This is a genomic window from Fischerella sp. PCC 9605, assembly GCF_000517105.1.
In the GTDB taxonomy this organism is placed as follows: domain Bacteria; phylum Cyanobacteriota; class Cyanobacteriia; order Cyanobacteriales; family Nostocaceae; genus PCC9605.
The window spans coordinates 1400471-1417103 of the sequence record NZ_KI912148.1 but is presented as its reverse complement, the minus strand read 5'-3'; the positions used below and the strand labels follow the sequence as shown (position 1 = coordinate 1417103).

At 44.0% G+C, this 16633-nt stretch carries 12 protein-coding genes; 5 read left to right on the top strand and 7 right to left on the bottom strand.

Annotated features, from left to right (window positions below; genetic code table 11):
• The first annotated feature begins 259 nt into the window (after positions 1–259).
• Positions 260–511 carry a DUF6761 family protein gene (locus FIS9605_RS0108540; RefSeq protein ID WP_026732217.1) on the top strand — a complete coding sequence of 84 codons (252 nt, stop codon included), beginning with the start codon at positions 260–262 and terminating at the stop codon, positions 509–511.
• Between the two features lie 359 nt (positions 512–870).
• Here FIS9605_RS0108540 and grxD read toward each other — a convergent pair whose 3' ends face one another.
• The 3 genes from grxD to FIS9605_RS0108525 form a co-directional block, all read right to left on the bottom strand.
• Positions 871–1194 carry a Grx4 family monothiol glutaredoxin gene (gene grxD, locus FIS9605_RS0108535; RefSeq protein ID WP_026732216.1) on the bottom strand — a complete coding sequence of 108 codons (324 nt, stop codon included), beginning with the start codon at positions 1192–1194 and terminating at the stop codon, positions 871–873.
• A gap of 77 nt (positions 1195–1271) precedes the next feature.
• Positions 1272–1526, bottom strand: coding sequence for a BolA family protein (locus FIS9605_RS0108530; RefSeq protein ID WP_026732215.1), 255 nt, complete (start codon positions 1524–1526; stop codon positions 1272–1274).
• A 427-nt stretch (positions 1527–1953) separates the two neighbouring features.
• Complete coding sequence (locus FIS9605_RS0108525; RefSeq protein WP_026732214.1) at positions 1954–2559, bottom strand: hypothetical protein; 606 nt, start codon at positions 2557–2559, stop codon at positions 1954–1956.
• 169 nt (positions 2560–2728) lie between these two features.
• Between FIS9605_RS0108525 and FIS9605_RS0108520 the strand changes: the two genes are divergently transcribed.
• Positions 2729–4831 (top strand): S8 family serine peptidase, encoded by a 2103-nt coding sequence (locus FIS9605_RS0108520; protein ID WP_026732213.1) that lies wholly within the window; start codon positions 2729–2731, stop codon positions 4829–4831.
• 60 nt (positions 4832–4891) lie between these two features.
• Here FIS9605_RS0108520 and FIS9605_RS0108515 read toward each other — a convergent pair whose 3' ends face one another.
• Positions 4892–5662 carry a lysophospholipid acyltransferase family protein gene (locus tag FIS9605_RS0108515; RefSeq protein WP_082209739.1) on the bottom strand — a complete coding sequence of 257 codons (771 nt, stop codon included), beginning with the start codon at positions 5660–5662 and terminating at the stop codon, positions 4892–4894.
• Between the two features lie 119 nt (positions 5663–5781).
• Complete coding sequence (tadA, locus tag FIS9605_RS0108510) at positions 5782–6225, bottom strand: tRNA adenosine(34) deaminase TadA (RefSeq protein WP_035139470.1); 444 nt, start codon at positions 6223–6225, stop codon at positions 5782–5784.
• Between the two features lie 379 nt (positions 6226–6604).
• Here tadA and FIS9605_RS40290 point away from each other — a divergent pair, with 379 nt between their 5' ends.
• Entirely contained in the window at positions 6605–9463 is a 2859-nt protein-coding gene (locus FIS9605_RS40290) for a tetratricopeptide repeat protein (protein WP_063748451.1), read from the top strand.
• A gap of 80 nt (positions 9464–9543) precedes the next feature.
• On the opposite strand, the gene rsmH is transcribed toward FIS9605_RS40290, so the two are convergent.
• Positions 9544–10446, bottom strand: coding sequence for a 16S rRNA (cytosine(1402)-N(4))-methyltransferase RsmH (rsmH, locus tag FIS9605_RS0108500; protein ID WP_026732209.1), 903 nt, complete (start codon positions 10444–10446; stop codon positions 9544–9546).
• Positions 10447–11175: 729 nt separating this feature from the next.
• On the opposite strand from rsmH, the gene FIS9605_RS0108495 reads away from it, so the two are divergent.
• Entirely contained in the window at positions 11176–12360 is a 1185-nt protein-coding gene (locus FIS9605_RS0108495; protein ID WP_026732208.1) for an NAD(P)H-quinone oxidoreductase subunit H, read from the top strand.
• 307 nt (positions 12361–12667) lie between these two features.
• Positions 12668–14023, top strand: a complete 1356-nt coding sequence (locus FIS9605_RS0108490; RefSeq protein WP_026732207.1) for a mechanosensitive ion channel family protein — start codon at positions 12668–12670, stop codon at positions 14021–14023.
• 55 nt (positions 14024–14078) lie between these two features.
• Here the strand turns inward: FIS9605_RS0108490 and FIS9605_RS0108485 are convergent, their stop codons facing one another.
• Positions 14079–16607, bottom strand: coding sequence for a mannose-1-phosphate guanyltransferase (locus FIS9605_RS0108485; RefSeq protein ID WP_026732206.1), 2529 nt, complete (start codon positions 16605–16607; stop codon positions 14079–14081).
• Positions 16608–16633 lie beyond the last annotated feature (26 nt).

The following is a 16633-nucleotide window of genomic DNA, read 5'->3' as shown; positions in this document are numbered from 1 at the left end:
GATACTATTCCCCAAAAAAAATCTGATAGGCACATTAGTACAGTGCAGAGGTGCTGTTTGCAGACCTAAATATAACAATAACTTACCGACTCATCAAATTCCTGCTTTTCTGGAATAGGATCGAATCAGACTGTAGCTGCTAGCGGGTATTCCCCACAGCAGAAGATAGGGATTTTAAATTGGTGTCAAACTGAAATGTACTTCACATTTCAGCTTGGATAATTTACAATTCTCATTCCAAAGAGATTTTTACAGCAGTATGCTCCAAGACACGCAAACCATCCGCTATTACCAAAGACTAACCGACGCCTTCGTCGAGTTGTGGAATCGCGGTTATCGCACTGATGATATGCGGATGTATTTGGATGGTTATCTAGCCGCGCTGCGACATGGTAACGCCATTGAGCCATATTTGATTCATCGCTTAGAGGAGGAAGCTACCCGCTACTTGTACGATGTATCGAATTTCACAATGACACAAACCGAGCCGGAGCCAGACTATTATAGATGACTATGAAATAGTCACTGATGCTCACGCCTGATCGACGCAGATAATTATAGCACGTTATCCACCCGAGTCAATCACGGCAGCGGCGTGAAATTTGTAAATTACTAAAAAACATCCCCTCTGTGACGTTTGGACATTTCGGCAGAGGGGATTTTTGGTTATTTTGTCATTAGTCATTAGTCATTAGTCATTAGTCATTAGTCATTAGTCATTAGTCATTGGTCATTAGTCATGGGTTGTTAGTAGGGGCAGGTTTGACTCACAATACTTACGAATATCATGGCTAAACTGCCCGTACAGTGGTTGATTGGAACAAACAACAAACAACGAACAACCAAGGACAAATGACAAAGGACAAAGGGCTAAGAAGCTAGGGCAACTTCTACCATTTGCTGCAATTCGCCTTTTTGGTAAAGTTCAATCATGATGTCTGAACCGCCAACGAATTGCCCATTGATATACACTTGGGGAATTGTCGGCCAGTTAGAATACTCTTTAATTCCCTGACGGAGTTCTGAGTCATCCAGAATATTAACTGTCTCGAAGGGAACTCCCAATGTATTCAAAATCTGCACTACATTATTGGAGAAGCCACACATGGGCATTAATTTGGTTCCCTTCATAAAAACCAAAATCTTGTTTGTGTTGACTAAATTATCAATTCGCTCTTTGAGTTCTGGTGTCATAGTTTTTGTGTTTCCTACTCTTTGTTAGTCATTAGTCATTAGTCATTAGTCATTAGTCATTTATTTTGGACAAAGGACTATTGACTATTATTAGCAAAAGCTTCGGGTGTATGGGTTTTTAGTGCCAAGGCATGGATAGCTTCGCTGGACATCGCTTGCTGCAAAGCACCGTAGATTAACTGGTGTTGTTGCACCAGTCCTTTGCCTGCGAACTGCGATGAAACTACTGTCACTTGATAGTGGTCGCCGCCACCAGTCAAGTCTTGCACCTGAACTTGCGCGTCTGGCAGTTCCGCCTTGATCATCTCTTCAATCTGTTGCGGACTAATCATCGCAATTCCTACAAAACTTCTTTTCTATTATTATCAATAATTACGCAATTATAAATTACATTGGTCAACTTGCAGGTTCAGCAAGATTGAGTATAAATGCACTTTTTATATCGTATCCGTTTAATCAGTTTATGTTTCACTGCTCGATGCGGCTAGTAGGTTTTCTTCCCATTACCAATTACCCATTACCGACCTCAACGGATAATATAAGTGTTCAAGGTGGAAAGTAATTGTGGCGTTGCATAAATGCGGGATGAATTGGCGGTTGAAACCATTGAAAATTCGTCCCAAATTGGGCGAAATCATCCCATGATTCAGCAACGCCATAATTGTGTATAGTCCCATCCTATCATTAGACACTCAAAAGCCCGCTCACCTGCTGGCGGCGGTCTATTGAAGAAATTGATAATAGATATAGTTTTTTTAATTATTTCTGGGATGAAGAAGAGTTACTATTTCCCCCTGTGGGATTGGGGGCATTGACAAAGCCCAGTTCTTGTAATTGTTGGTAAGCTTTCTGACCTAGCGGTCGCGTTGGGTTTTGACTTTTAATAATTTGAACTAGCAACGGCACTGCTAATTCTGGTTTATTTTGGGCTCGATGTACAAGTGCTAGCTGATAAGTGGCTTCATCCCGCATTTGAGCAGTTTCTAGTGCCATTTTGCGCTGGGAATCGGCAACTCTATTATCAATTCCAGAAAAGCTAGAATTCAGTTCTTGATAAAAATTAGATAGCTGATTAAAAACCTGTCTTGCTTCTTGGAGTTTTTTCGCAGCTACCTCATAGTTTTGGGAATTGACAGCTTGACCTGCCTCTGCCATTAAACGCTTACCGCCGTCAATGCTCAAAAGATTGCCACTTTGGGCTGTTGGACGCAGATTGTTGGGGTTGTTGGGGTCAATAGGTTGTGCTTGGTTGGGACTATTGAATATCGGTGGTTGTTGAGCATGAACTGGTGATAGCAAGCTTAGGGTTGCTATCACTGATAAGAATGTGAAGCGAATCAAGGGAACATTGGCTACTGACTTCATGGGATAAATTTATGCAACAACTCAATAAAAAAGAATGGAAACTTCGGGTATCTTAACTCTGTTTAGGACTTTGACAAAACAAAGCCACATACTTAGTTTCTCCGATCTAGACTGATAATCGGTGAAATCATGTTCCCATCGCTTCCTTACAGTAGCTTAAATCACTGCTATGAACGATCGCCTAAATTCCTCTGATTTTCCTGCCACGGGTATACCAGCAAACAGCCAAGGACTAATTTTACAACGCGGTGGTGAAGAGTTGATCTTGGAAAAAGTGAGCGATCGCTTCACCGTCCGTCCCGCTGATGACCTTTCACCCCAACAATTATCCCAAGTTAGTTGGGGCAGTTGGCGTCGCAGTATTCCCAACGCGCAACTAGCATTATTTACTGTTGCGCCTACGCAGCTGGAGTCAGCCATGACTGAGGCGCGGGACTCTGACAATGTGGCATTTGCCAGTCACGTTTACCAAATCAAAGATAGTCCTGCCACCAGAGTTTATCTTACCGACCAGATTACAATTCAATTTGCATCCTGGGTAGACGCTGCCAAAATTAATTCAATCGCCACTACCTTTGGCTTAGTGCTATCTAAACCAGTTCCCAGCCTCCCCAACACTTTTGTTTTCCTAGTCAGTGAACAAGCACAAGCAAACCCAATTAAGATCGCTAACCAGTTGATTTCATTCCCAGAGGTTGTAGTTGCCGAACCAAACATCGTTGTGCATCAACAACCCTATTACCAACCCCGTGACCCCCTTTATCCCCAGCAATGGTATCTCAACCACAACGGCGGTAATCAATTAGCTAATGGTTCTCATATTGCGGCCGAACAGGCTTGGAATATCACTCGCGGCGTTCGTTCTGTTGTGGTAGCGGTAGTAGATGATTCTTTTGATTTGAATCATCCAGATTTTCAAGGTAGCGGCAAAATTGTTGCCCCCAGAGATTTAAAAGAAAATGATTTTTTGCCCTTACCTAACGAAAAAGAAGCCAGCCACGGTACAGCTTGTGCGGGAATAGCCGTAGCAGAAGAAAATGGTACGGGAATTGCTGGGGTTGCTCCTGGTTGTGCTTTAATGCCGATTCGTAGCACAGGATTTTTAGATGATGAATCAGTAGAAGAGATTTTCAACTGGGCAGTCGAAAAGGGAGCAAGTATAATTTCATGCAGTTGGGGAGCATCGGCAATTTACTTCCCTCTTTCCTTGCGCCAACGTGCCGCCATCACTCGCGCTGCAACTAAAGGACGTAATGGCAAAGGTTGCATTATCCTGTTTGCCGCAGGCAATGCTAACCGTCCGGTTAGCGGTAGCATGAACGAGCAGGGATGGCAGAAAATTTTAGTCAAAGGTGAGACTAAATGGCTAAGTGGTTTTGCGGTTCACCCAGATGTAGTCACAGTTGCTGCTTCCACCAGTTTGAATAAAAAAGCTGCCTACAGCAATTGGGGAGCGAACATTTCTGTTTGTGCGCCTAGTAACAATGCCCCACCGGGAATGTGGTTCCAACAGGAGGGTTATGTATACACCCAACCAGCGATCGCCACAGCCCTATCTGGACGAGGCATGTTTACCACCGACCAAGTAGGGGCTGCTGGCTACGAACCAGGCGATTTTACCAGTAACTTTGGTGGGACTTCTAGTGCTACTCCTGTAGTTGCAGGCGTAGCAGCACTAGTTTTGTCGGTGAATCCCGATTTAACAGCAAAACAAGTCAAACGCATCTTAGAAGAAACTGCTGATAAGATTGTTGACCTTGAACCCGACCTCCAATTGGGTAGGCGTTATGGTACTTATGATGAGAATGGCCATTCTCAGTGGTTTGGTTACGGGAAAGTGAATGCCCTGCGGGCAGTACAAGCAGCCCAAAAGCTGCGTCCTAGCACACTTTCTACAAATGGGCAAATAGGAGGAGGGAACAATAGCAAAACATCAATACCAGATAATGACCCACAAGGCATAAAAAGCGCGATCGCCATATCTGAATCTAGCCTAGTCAAAGATATTCAGGTGAGTGTCAACATTACCCATGAATTTTTAGGTGATTTAGAAATTTATTTAATTGCCCCTAACAATCACCTAGTTTTATTGCAGAGTCGCATCTTAGGTCGTCGCAGCGAATTACAAGCAACTTACACAGTGCGATCGCATCCAGTACTGGCGCAGTTATTATCTTTACCAGCCAAAGGACGTTGGCAGTTATGGGTTATTGACTACGCACCACAAGATATAGGGAAAATAAATAGCTGGGAATTAACTTTAGGAATTTAGTTATTGGTTGGTGGTTGGTGGTTGTTGGGAACAAACAACAAACAACAAACAACAAACTAATTACGAATTTGGCATTTCTGCAAATGTGTGAGTCGTAATTGTCGATTCATCATAACAGCTTAAATGTTGAAGTGCTTTTGCTAAATCAGCTGTCAAGCATTTGGCATCTTGTTTCACATTACCATGAGCATAATCTGCAACCTTGATAGCAGAGCCGATGTGAATGCTAACATCACTACCCCAATGCGGATAAGGATCGCTGTAATTAATACCAATAGGCAGAATTTTCACTCCCAGTCCTGGATAGCTAGATTCAGCAGTCAAAGCTAAACGAGCAATTCCTGGCTTGAGAGTGTGAACTTCGCGATCGCGAAAAATGCCACCTTCAGGATAAATGACTAACATTTCTCCACGCTGAAGTAATTCAACTGTATGGCGGAGAGTGGATATTGATGGGCGTTGGGGATCTACAGGAAACCCTCCTAAGCGCCGAACAAACCAACCTTGCAAACCTTGGCATTCAGTAATTGTTACCATAAATCGCAAGTCTCGGCCGGTGATGCCACGACCAGTAGCATAAGGTAAGAGCAATGAATCCCAACGCGCCCGATGGGTAGGCGCAAGGAGAACAGGGCCAGTTGTGGGGATATTTTCTTGTCCGACGATCTTAATCTGCCCAAAAAATGAAGGTAGAAGATGGCGTCCTAAGAAATACGCCACAGGAGTCAACCAGGGAGAAATCCATGAGGTAGTAGAAACCAACTTCGGATTGGCTGGAATTTCGGGCAGTGTTGGGTGGCAGGTCTGGTTGGAAGATTGAACTTCGATCATGACGGTGGCTGCTGACTGTTGGCTAAACAAGTAATGTAATGAAAACAAGGATTTAGATACACCGTAGATTTTCTTCCTAGAGTTGTGTTGCACTAATTGGACAGTTTCACCTCTGTCCGTTAATGAGGGCGATGTCGCCGATGAGCAAACCAGGCTTGTAACTGCTGACGGCAAGCGGATTCAAGAATGCCTCCAATAACACTCAGGCGATGATTAGAAGCCGCACTATCGGGGATATTGGCAACAGTACGAATTGCGCCAGTTTTGGGATCATCCACTCCATAGACCAGAAGTCCAATACGGGCTTGGACAATTGCACCCGCGCACATTGGACAAGGTTCAAGAGTGACGTAGAGAGTACATTGGTTGAGACGCCAAGTTTGTAACTTGTTAGCAGCTGCCCTAAGCGCAAGAATCTCCGCATGAGCAGTTGGATCTTGGTCGCGTTCTTTGCGATTTTCACCTTCTGCAATCAAATTCCCAAATGAATCAATAATAACAGCGCCTACGGGAACGTCACCCCCATCACCCGCCATTTGTGATAGTTCTAGAGCTTGATGCATCCAGTAACGGTGTATAATATATTCTGGGTATTCAACTAGCACGTTTTTATCCCCACAAAGGCGTAAAAAACTAGTCCTAAGGCTAGAAAACTGGAGCTAAACTAGCAAAATTCACCTAATTTTGGTGTGAGAAGCATAATATCAGGAATTAAAAAATTATGAATTATGAATTATGAATTATGAAATTTTCAGCATTCATCATTCTCCCCAGTACCCAATCACCAATACCCAGTGTGAAGTTTTAAGAGTGCGATCGCTGCCAGATAAATTTAAACAAAAAAACTAAAAAAATTATTCAAAAATTTATTCAACGCGGGAATTAAAGAAGCTGTTAGTAATTATCGTTGTTTATATTTGCATCTAAAAATATAACCTCGCGATGAACCCGCGAAAAAAGCATAAAAGCCAGGAAGAGATTCTCAAGCAACAGCAGCAGTCAACTTTTGTAGGGCGAGAAAAACAAATCACCTTATTTCGCCGCAATTTAGAATTACTACTTCAAGATGAACGTCGTCGCTTTATATTTAATGTCTGGGGTCAAGGTGGCGTTGGCAAAACTACTCTGCTGCGGCAGTTTCGTACAATTGCAGAAGAGGCAAAAGCGATCGCTGCTTACACAGACGAAGGAGAAAAAAGCGTACCAGAAGTAATGGCTAGTTTAGCCAAGCAGTTAGAACAGCAAGGTCACAAACTAGCAAAATTTAGTGAATTTTACAACATTTACAGCCAGAAGCGGCAAGAATTAGAAAGCGATCCGGAAGCTCCTCTTGGTTTGTCGGCTTTTTTAGGGCAAACTGTAGCTCAAGGTGGAGTGCATTTCGCACGGCAAGTTCCTGGTACTGGTGTTGTATTTAAATTTGTAGAACAAGCACGGGAATGGTCAACCTTTGTAACTAAAAGATTGACCAATAAGGACGAAGTGCGCCTAGTGCTGGAACCTGTAACAATTCTAACGCCTTTGTTTTTAGAAGAGATTGGGAAATTAGCAGATAATTATCACATCGCTTTATTTTTCGATACCTACGAGCGCACAGAGGAATTTTTAGATAACTGGCTAAAAGATATTTTGGACGGTCGTTATGGTGAAGTACCGCTCAATATAATACTGATTATTGCAGGTCGCCAGGAGTTAGACAAAAACCATTGGGCATTTTACCAAGGGTCAATAGTGCGTTTGCCCTTAGAACCTTTTACTGAAGAGGAAGCCCAAGAATATTTAACGCGAAAAGGCATTACAAACAGTCACGTCATTGATACAATTATCAGCCTTTCTGGACATTTACCACTGTTAGTAGCTACCTTAGCAGCTGGAGTACCTCATCACTTTAGTCAGGTTGGCGATCCCAAGGGTACAGCAATAGAACATTTCTTGAAATGGGTGGAAGATCCAACACGGCGACAAGCAGTGGTGAATGCTGCCATCCCTCAGTGTTTAAATCGGGATATTCTCGCTAAGTTGCGAGAAAAACAAGGGGCAGATGGACTATTTAACTGGCTCAAACAAATGCCTTTTGTCAAAGAGCGTGCCAATGGCTGGGTGTATCATGATGTCATCAAGGCACAAATTTTACACCACAAGCGTCTTTCATCACCACAAAGTTGGGTACAGTTGCATGGTAAGTTCGCAGACTACTACGACACTCTACGCAATGACCTGCAATTGGATGAACAAAAGAAATGGCGTGACCAAACCTGGCAAAGCCATACACTGAACCTTATATATCATCGTTTGTGTCAATCACCACAAAAAAACTTATCTCTAGCTCTGAATGGATTCCTAGCTGCTCTTAAAAATCAACGCAGCTTTGCTCAAAGCTGGGCAGAAACAATGGTGCAGGCTGGTAAAGATGCGGATACAGCTGAAGTTCAGCACTGGGGTGAAAAGCTGGTTGAGGGGTTAAAAGCTAATAATGAAAATCGCTACGATGTTGTTGTGGACATGTTCACAGCTTTGTTGAGCCATGCCAATCTTGATGCACAATGGCGTTTAGTAGCTTTAGACTGGCGTGGATATATCTACTCTAGAGCTAACGAATACTCGAAAGCTTTGGAAGATATGACTGAGGCTATTAATTTAGCTCCTTATCAAGCTGAGTATTTAGCGGTTCGAGGCAAAACTTATTACTCAGTACAGTGTTATGAAGAAGCACTCCAGGACTTTAACCGCGCCATTGAACTCAACCCTAACTTAGACTGGGTACTGGCAATTCGGGGTCTAACTTATCGCTCAATCCAGCATTATCAAGAAGCACTCCAGGATTTTAACCGCGCCATTGAACTCAACCCTAACTTAGACTGGGTGCTAGCAATTCGGGGTGAAACTTATCGCTTAATACAGTGTTATGAAGAAGCACTCCAGGACTTTAATCGCACTATTGAACTTGACTTCAACCTCGACTTAGCGCTAGCAAGTCGGGGTGAAACTTACCGCTTAATGCAGCGTTACGAAGAAGCACTCCTAGACTTTGATTGTGCCATTGAAATTAACCCTAACTTCGACTGGGCGCTAGCAAGTCGGGGTCAAACTTATCAATCAATGCAGCATTACGAGCAAGCACTCAAAGACCTTGACCGCGCCATTATGCTTAACCCCAATAACCCTTGGGCGCTAGCTAGTCGGGGTCAAAATTATTGCTTGATGCAGCGTTACGAGCAAGCACTTAAAAACTTTGATCGTGCGATTAAACTTAACCCTAATAACGCTTGGGCGCTGGCAGGTCGGGGGGAAACTTACCGCTTAATGCAGCGCTATGAAGAAGCACTTAAAGACTTTGACCGCGCGATTAAACTTAACCCTAGCTATGCTTGGGCATTGGTCAGTCGGGGGGAAATTTATCTCATGCTGAAACAATACAATGATGCTCTGATAGATTTTAAAAACGCTCTAGAGTTGGAATCTAATAATAATTGGTGTCTGTATGTTCGAGCTTTAACTTACCAAGCTCTTAACAAACCAGACAAAGCACAGGCTGATTTTGCTCTGGCAATTCAACTTGCTAAACAGCATTTTGAACAACATGCCCAAGACTGGCGCAATACCTTTAACCTCGCCCTTTACTTTTTGGCTGTTCAGTACATCCCAACAGCGAAGCAGTTATACCAGTATGCTTTATCTAAAGGTGCTTTTTTAGAGCACATTCACGAAGCTATTCGCGATCTGGATGATTTTTTGACTGTCTTTCCTGAGTATGTACAAGCTAAAGATATACAAAAGTTTTTACGGTCTGCTTTGATCTAATTAAGTCATGCCTGATGTGAATTAAGCAGGTAATTTCGTACGACGGAATAAAAATCACCAATTCCTACCAACTTCTTATTCTAGGATGCAGCTACTCTCTGGGCTATTCTCAGTTTGGCAGAACGAGCGCGGGGATTATTAACAATTTCTTCTTCTTGTGCGGTAATTGGCTTTTTTGTCAAAACCTGCAATAAGGATGAATTTCTAAAACTGTGCTTCACTAAGCGGTCTTCTAGGCTATGAAAACTTATAATCGCGATTCTACCACTTGGTACAAGTGCCTGTGGTGCTTTAGCAACAAAGGTTTCTAAAGACTTTAACTCGTCATTGACCACAATTCGCAGCGCTTGAAAAACACGGGTGGCGGGGTGAATTCTACCATAACGATATTTAGGAGAGACACAGGAGGCGATCGCCTGTGCTAACTCAGTGGTACTGTGAAATGGACGCTGTTCGACAATGCGTTTGGCGATGCGCCGCGAAAGTCTCTCTTCGCCGTACGTAAAGAAAATATTAGCTAACTCCGCTTCATCCCATTCATTCACGACATCAGCCGCAGTAAGAGATTGGCTTGTGTCCATCCGCATATCTAATTTTGCTTCGTGGCGAAAGCTAAAGCCTCGTTCTGGCCTATCCAAATGGTAAGAACTCACGCCTAAATCAGCAAGAATACCGTCAAAAGTATTAGATGGGTATTTATAGGCAGCAAAATTACTGTGAATAAAGGTGATTTTCTCCTCAAACTCAGCCAACTCCTTTCTCGCCGCCGCCAAAGCATCTTCATCCTGGTCAATGGCGGTGACTCGCACATCTGGTGCAGCTTCTAAAATCAAGCGAGTGTGACCACCTCCTCCTACCGTTGCATCTAAATAATGCCCACCAGGACGTACCACCAAGCCTTCAATGACTTCCTGAGGTAAAACAGGAATATGGGAAAAAGTCAGTTCTTCGATATCTAGCGGTTGTGAGGAATGAGAATTCATATGGGCTGGCGCAGAAATGAACAATTAACGATAAATAAACACAGTAGGTGTGTTAAATAGCCCTGACTGTCTAATTGATATGTTCAAATAGAAGCTCAATTATCTATTTATTTGTCAATATACAAAGTGACACTATTTAAAGTGACACATATAAAAGTCTTCCCTTCCATCATCCTTGCCCCTTCCCTTTTTCCCTTTCTTATTTAACGAATACACATAAAAAATGTCACACAATGGACGTGTGACAGATTAATCCCCTGATAGAAATACTTCTGTCGAATCTACCAAATATTAAAAAACGAACCGCCAAGAACGCCAAGAACGCCAAGAGTGGAGGGTTAATCATTTAGTGCGGCTTCATATTAAATTGGTATTAGACATTCAGGGGTTAAATGGTGAGTATCTAAATCAATATATCAAACTGCTCTTGATTTAAAGTCATACTTATGCATTTTGGTGCGTTCAAACACCAATATAACCTATCGCTATCTTCTGGAATGCTTATAGATAGTTCTGTGAGTGAGAATCGGCTTACCCACACCCATCTCAATATAATTAAATTAGTTAAATGCAAGCCAAACGCATGAATTCGGCAACAATAATCTGTTGAATTTATGCGTATTAGTAGCAAATGTATATTCAAAAAGCCACCCGAAATCAGAACGTCAAACACATTTCCAAGTAGGGGTTACTGGCTTCATCGTTCACAAACGGGAGAACACTGAATCTATGGCAAGAATAGAAACCCGCACTGAACCTATGGTGCTGAACATGGGGCCCCATCACCCCTCAATGCACGGGGTTCTGCGGTTAATTGTCACCCTAGATGGCGAGGATGTCGTTGATTGTGAACCGGTAATTGGCTACCTGCACCGGGGAATGGAAAAAATCGCGGAAAACCGCACCAATCTCCAGTATGTTCCCTACGTGAGCCGCTGGGACTACGCAGCGGGTATGTTTAACGAAGCCGTTACTGTTAACGCCCCAGAAAAGTTAGCAGGTATTACCGTCCCCAAACGCGCCAGCTACATCCGCGTCATCATGCTGGAGTTGAACCGCATCGCCAACCACTTACTGTGGTTTGGCCCCTTTCTTGCTGATGTGGGTGCTCAAACTCCCTTTTTCTATCAGTTCCGCGAACGGGAAATGATTTACGATCTGTGGGAAGCAGCCACAGGTTATCGCATGGTCAACAACAATTACTTCCGGATTGGGGGAGTAGCAGTTGACTTACCTTACGGTTGGGTTGACAAGTGCTCAGACTTTTGCGATTACTTATTGCCGAAAGTAGACGAGTATGAGCGCTTGGTTACTAATAACCCCATTTTCCGCCGTCGCGTCGAAGGTGTCGGTACTATCACGCGCGAAGAAGCAATTAACTGGGGGCTTTCCGGCCCGATGTTACGGGCATCTGGCGTGAAGTGGGATTTACGGAAAGTAGACCATTACGAATGTTACGATGACTTCGACTGGGAAGTACACTGGGAAACAGCCGGAGATTGTCTAGCCCGTTACTTGGTGCGGATGCGGGAAATGCGCGAATCCGTGAAGATTATTAGACAAGCCATCAAAGGACTTCCAGGCGGCCCTTACGAGAATCTGGAAGCCAAACGGATGCAGGCAGGTAAAAAATCCGAGTGGGATGACTTTGATTACCAGTACATTGCTAAAAAAGTCGCTCCCACCTTTAAGATTCCCAAAGGAGAAATTTATAGTCGTGTAGAAAGCGGCAAAGGTGAATTGGGAATTTACTTGATAGGCGATGATAACGTTTTCCCTTGGCGATGGAAGATCCGTCCGGCGGATTACAATAACCTACAAATTCTGCCTCATTTGCTAAGAGGCGTGAAGGTAGCAGATATTGTGGTGATTCTGGGCAGCATTGACGTAATTATGGGATCGGTAGACCGTTAATTACTGTGTAGGGTGGGCATTGCCCACCTTACTAAAAAAATCGTGTAACTGGTTTTTGTAAGAGGAATTATAAGTATACTCAAGTGTATTAACGCGAATTCCTTTTTCATAATCACACTTGACGATGAAATCACAATGAAATTCTATCGCCTCCAAGAAACCTCGATTGGAAGCGATTTTTACGGTTAGCGGTTTATTCAGCCCAGACAGCTACAGCAAAGGTTTGCGTATCTTGTGGTTAAGCACCCTCAAAAATCGCCATAACCGCAAAAACTTAAGAAAGTAATTAGCCAATTGCAGTCATCAAGTGAAGTTGTTAAGCAGGAGAGTAACCACAATTCATCTTGGTAAAGTAGTACGGGCTGTTGTAAGTTTGCTACTGTTGTTCGTACTTTTGATTGTCACAATTATAACTATCCCCAATTCGGTGGGAGCGCAAGACGAACGAATAACGGTACGTCTGGATGGTCGTGCAGTGTTCCGGGTGAGCGCGGTAGGTAATACCGATGCATCTGCTCGGGCAAAGCAAATCGAGCGACGCATGAATCGGCTATTGGAAAATCCAACGGCAATTTCTCCACTCCGCATTGAAACTTCCAAGGATAATCAAGAACGTATTATTACTAGTGCAGGAGTACCGATTGTTACGGTTACTACGGCAGATGCTCAGGACAATTTAACGACCGTTGATGCGCTAGCTATTCAGTGGTCGCAGGCAATCGACGCTGCCCTTAAACGAGCAACTCAACGCCGCCTTTCACCTTGGGGGCGATTTGTAGCAGAAGTACAAGCATCGGTAGAGACTGCTTTTGGGCGATTGATAGAATCTGCCATCACAATTATTCCGCGTGCGATCGCTGCTGTTTTAGTCATTGGTCTGTTCTGGGCAATAGCCACCTTTGTACGCTGGATAATGCGAATTATTTTCCGCCACATTGTTGAAGATTTAACCGTTGAAAACCTGATTAAGCAGGTTGCTTACTACGCCGTTTGGACGCTGGGTTTTATTGTTGCCCTAGATGCTTTTGGTTTTGACCCGCAAACAGTGGCCACTGGGCTGGGATTAACAAGCCTTGCCTTGGGATTTGCCCTCAAAGACATCCTTTCAAACTTTATCAGCGGTATATTAATTCTGATCCTGCGTCCCTTTGAGTTGGGGGACCAAATTGTTGTTGGTGAAACAGAAGGAAATGTTGAGCGCATAGAACTGCGTGCTACCCAACTTCGCACCTATGACGGTCGCGTGGTACTTATCCCCAATGGTGAAGTGTTTACCTCTCGTATTATTAACAACACAGCTGCACCCATCCGTCGTAGCAGCGTCGAGCTATTTATGGGTTATGATAGCGACCTTCAACAAGTAGTTAATATATTAAAAAATGCAGTCCAAGCAACAGAGGGTGTACTTGATAAGCCGATAGTTTCTGTGCGAATACGGGACTTGGGACAAGATGATGTTGTGGTTGAAGCCCGCTTCTGGACTGACTCGCGGCGTTCGGACTTTGTGGCTACGACATCAGCGGTAAGGCAGGCAATAGTCGCTGCCATGAAAGCAGCAGGTATTGGATTACCAGACCCAGATGTACGAATTTTAGTGCCGCGTTATCCCCAAAAGTGGCGGGCGGCATTGGGTATCCAAGATAGTGACAGTGCTTCATCATAAACAAAGCCCGCGTATGCGGGCTATACAATAAGGCGTTTACAAATCAGATTTGCTGCTACACTTCTGCGACAACTTGTTCCTGTTCTTTTTCTACAAACGTCTGCACGCGGGTGCGGTAATGTCTTAAAGTCTCATCTACCCAATCGCGATCGTTACTATTGGCATACAAATGTACTAGTGGTTCGCTGGCATCGGGTAAAACTAACACCCAACTATCATCGTAGGGGTGGCAAATTTTTACCCCATCGATTAATTCCAGATTTTGTGCTGGGTGAGTTTCTACCAGGTGACGCATTAGCGCTCCTTTGGCAGTCCAGGGACAACGAATCACATGAGATTTATGTACCACGCGCGGCAATTCTGACCGGACGGCGGCAAGCGATCGCTCTTGGATTGTCAGCATCTCAATTAATTTAGCAATGCAGAACATGGCATCAAAACCCGGATGCAACTGCGGGAAAATAAAGCCTGTGTCTGCACTACCTCCCAACACTACATTCGGATTCTTGTAACTTGCCTCCATCAACGCCGTGGGATTGGCTTTGGTGCGAATGACTTTACCATCGTGGCGACGGGCAATTTGTTCTACCGCACTGGATGCATGTACTGGTACGACAACTGTTCCTCTAGGATTGGAGGTTAACATCATGTCTACCATCAGTGCTGTTAACATTTCCCCACGAATAGCTATGCCAGATTCATCAACCAAAATTAGCTGTTCGCCATTCGCCGATACCTGGACGCCAAAGTTCGCTTTTAACGCCTCTACTACATGACCCAACTGCGTCAGTAGTGTTTCACGGTCAGTAGCAGACATGGCAGTTTTATTCAAACTGGCATTGAGTACTACCGCATCCACCGCATACTTGTCTAACATTTGCGGCAACACTGCACCGGATACGGCATAAACGTAGTCAATTACTACTTTTGCCCGACTATTGCGAATTGTGTCAATGTGTAACAGCTTTTCAAAGGCTGTGCAGTATTCGTCAGCCACTTCACTGGGATAGGCAACATCGCCAATTTCGTGAATGAGCGATCGCCGCATATCTTCTTTGAAGTAAGCGCCTTCAATTTTCTTTTCTTTAGCTTTGGAAATATTAATGCCCTTGGCGTCGAGGAATTCAATCAGGATATAATCTGGGCGATCTGGATGTACGCGTACGTGGATACCGCCAGCTACACCCATTGTTGGTATAACAGTACGCGCGATCGGGATAGCTGTCGCGTCTAGGTTCTGAATATTCACACCAACGGACATGAGACCGGCGATTAACGAGCGCGTGACCATGCGCGAGATATTACGTTGGTCGCGGGAAACCGTTACCTTTGAACCGGGTTTCAAAGTAGAACCATAAGCAGCACCCAATTTCACTGCAAATTCAGGGGTAATATCAATATTTGCCAATCCTTGTACGCCCCGTTGCCCAAACAAGTTGCGCTGGGCGGTATTCCCCCAAATCAGGTTAATATTCAAAATCGCCCCTGACTCAATCTTTTTACTGGGCCAAACCCGCACGCCAGGGCTAATTTGGGCTTCTTCTCCCACCGTTGAAAGTGAACCGACTACGGCAGCTTCTAATACATGAGCGCGGCGATCTACACGAGTACCACGGGAAATTACGCAAGCGGATAGGTGCGCTTCTTCACCAATAATTGCACCATTCCAAAGAATCGGGCGCTTGAGGTTGGCATCAGCACCAATGGTGACATTATCCCCAATCACTGTTCCTGCCTCGATCTGAACTCTGGCACCGATGCGGCAATTGTCACCAATAATGGCAGGGGCTTCAATTTCAGCTGTGGGGTCAATGTAAGTGTTTTGACCTACCCATAAACCAGGAGATTGCTCTTTATAAGGAAAGTCAAGCTTAACTTTACGATCTAATGCATCATACTGAGCTTCACGATAGGCATCTAAATGACCGACATCGCACCAGTAGCCTTTAGCGATGTAACCAAACATTGGTTCGCCTTCTTCCAGCAACAAAGGAAATAAATCTTTAGAAAAGTCCGATTCCTGGTTGGCTGGCAAATATTCCAAAACCTCTGGTTCCAAAATGTAAGCACCAGTGTTAACAGTATCGGAAAAAATTTCACTAGTAGAAGGTTTTTCTAAAAATCGTTTAATTCGGCCTTCTTCATCAGTAATTACTACTCCAAACTCTATTGGGTTGGGAACACGAGTCAAAATCAAAGTTGCTTTCGATTTTTTTTGTTTGTGAAATTCAATTGCTGCTGACAGATCAAAATCTGTGATACTATCACCGCTAATTACTAAAAAGGTTTCATCTAGAAGTTCAGCAATGTTTTTCACACAGCCTGCTGTACCCAAGGGCTGGTCTTCTTCCACTGAGTAAGTAATCTGTACACCAAAATCGCTGCCATCTTGAAAGTAATCTCGCAAGGCATCAGGTAAATAATGCAGTGTGGCAACTACTTCTGTGATGTCATGCCGTTTGAGAAGATTAATTATATGTTCGGCAATTGGTCGATTTAGGATGGGTACCATAGGTTTAGGCAGGTCGCATGTTAACGGACGAAGTCGCGTTCCCGATCCGCCTGCCATCAGTACTGCTCTCATAGATCCTCCTTAGGCTATTTGCACCA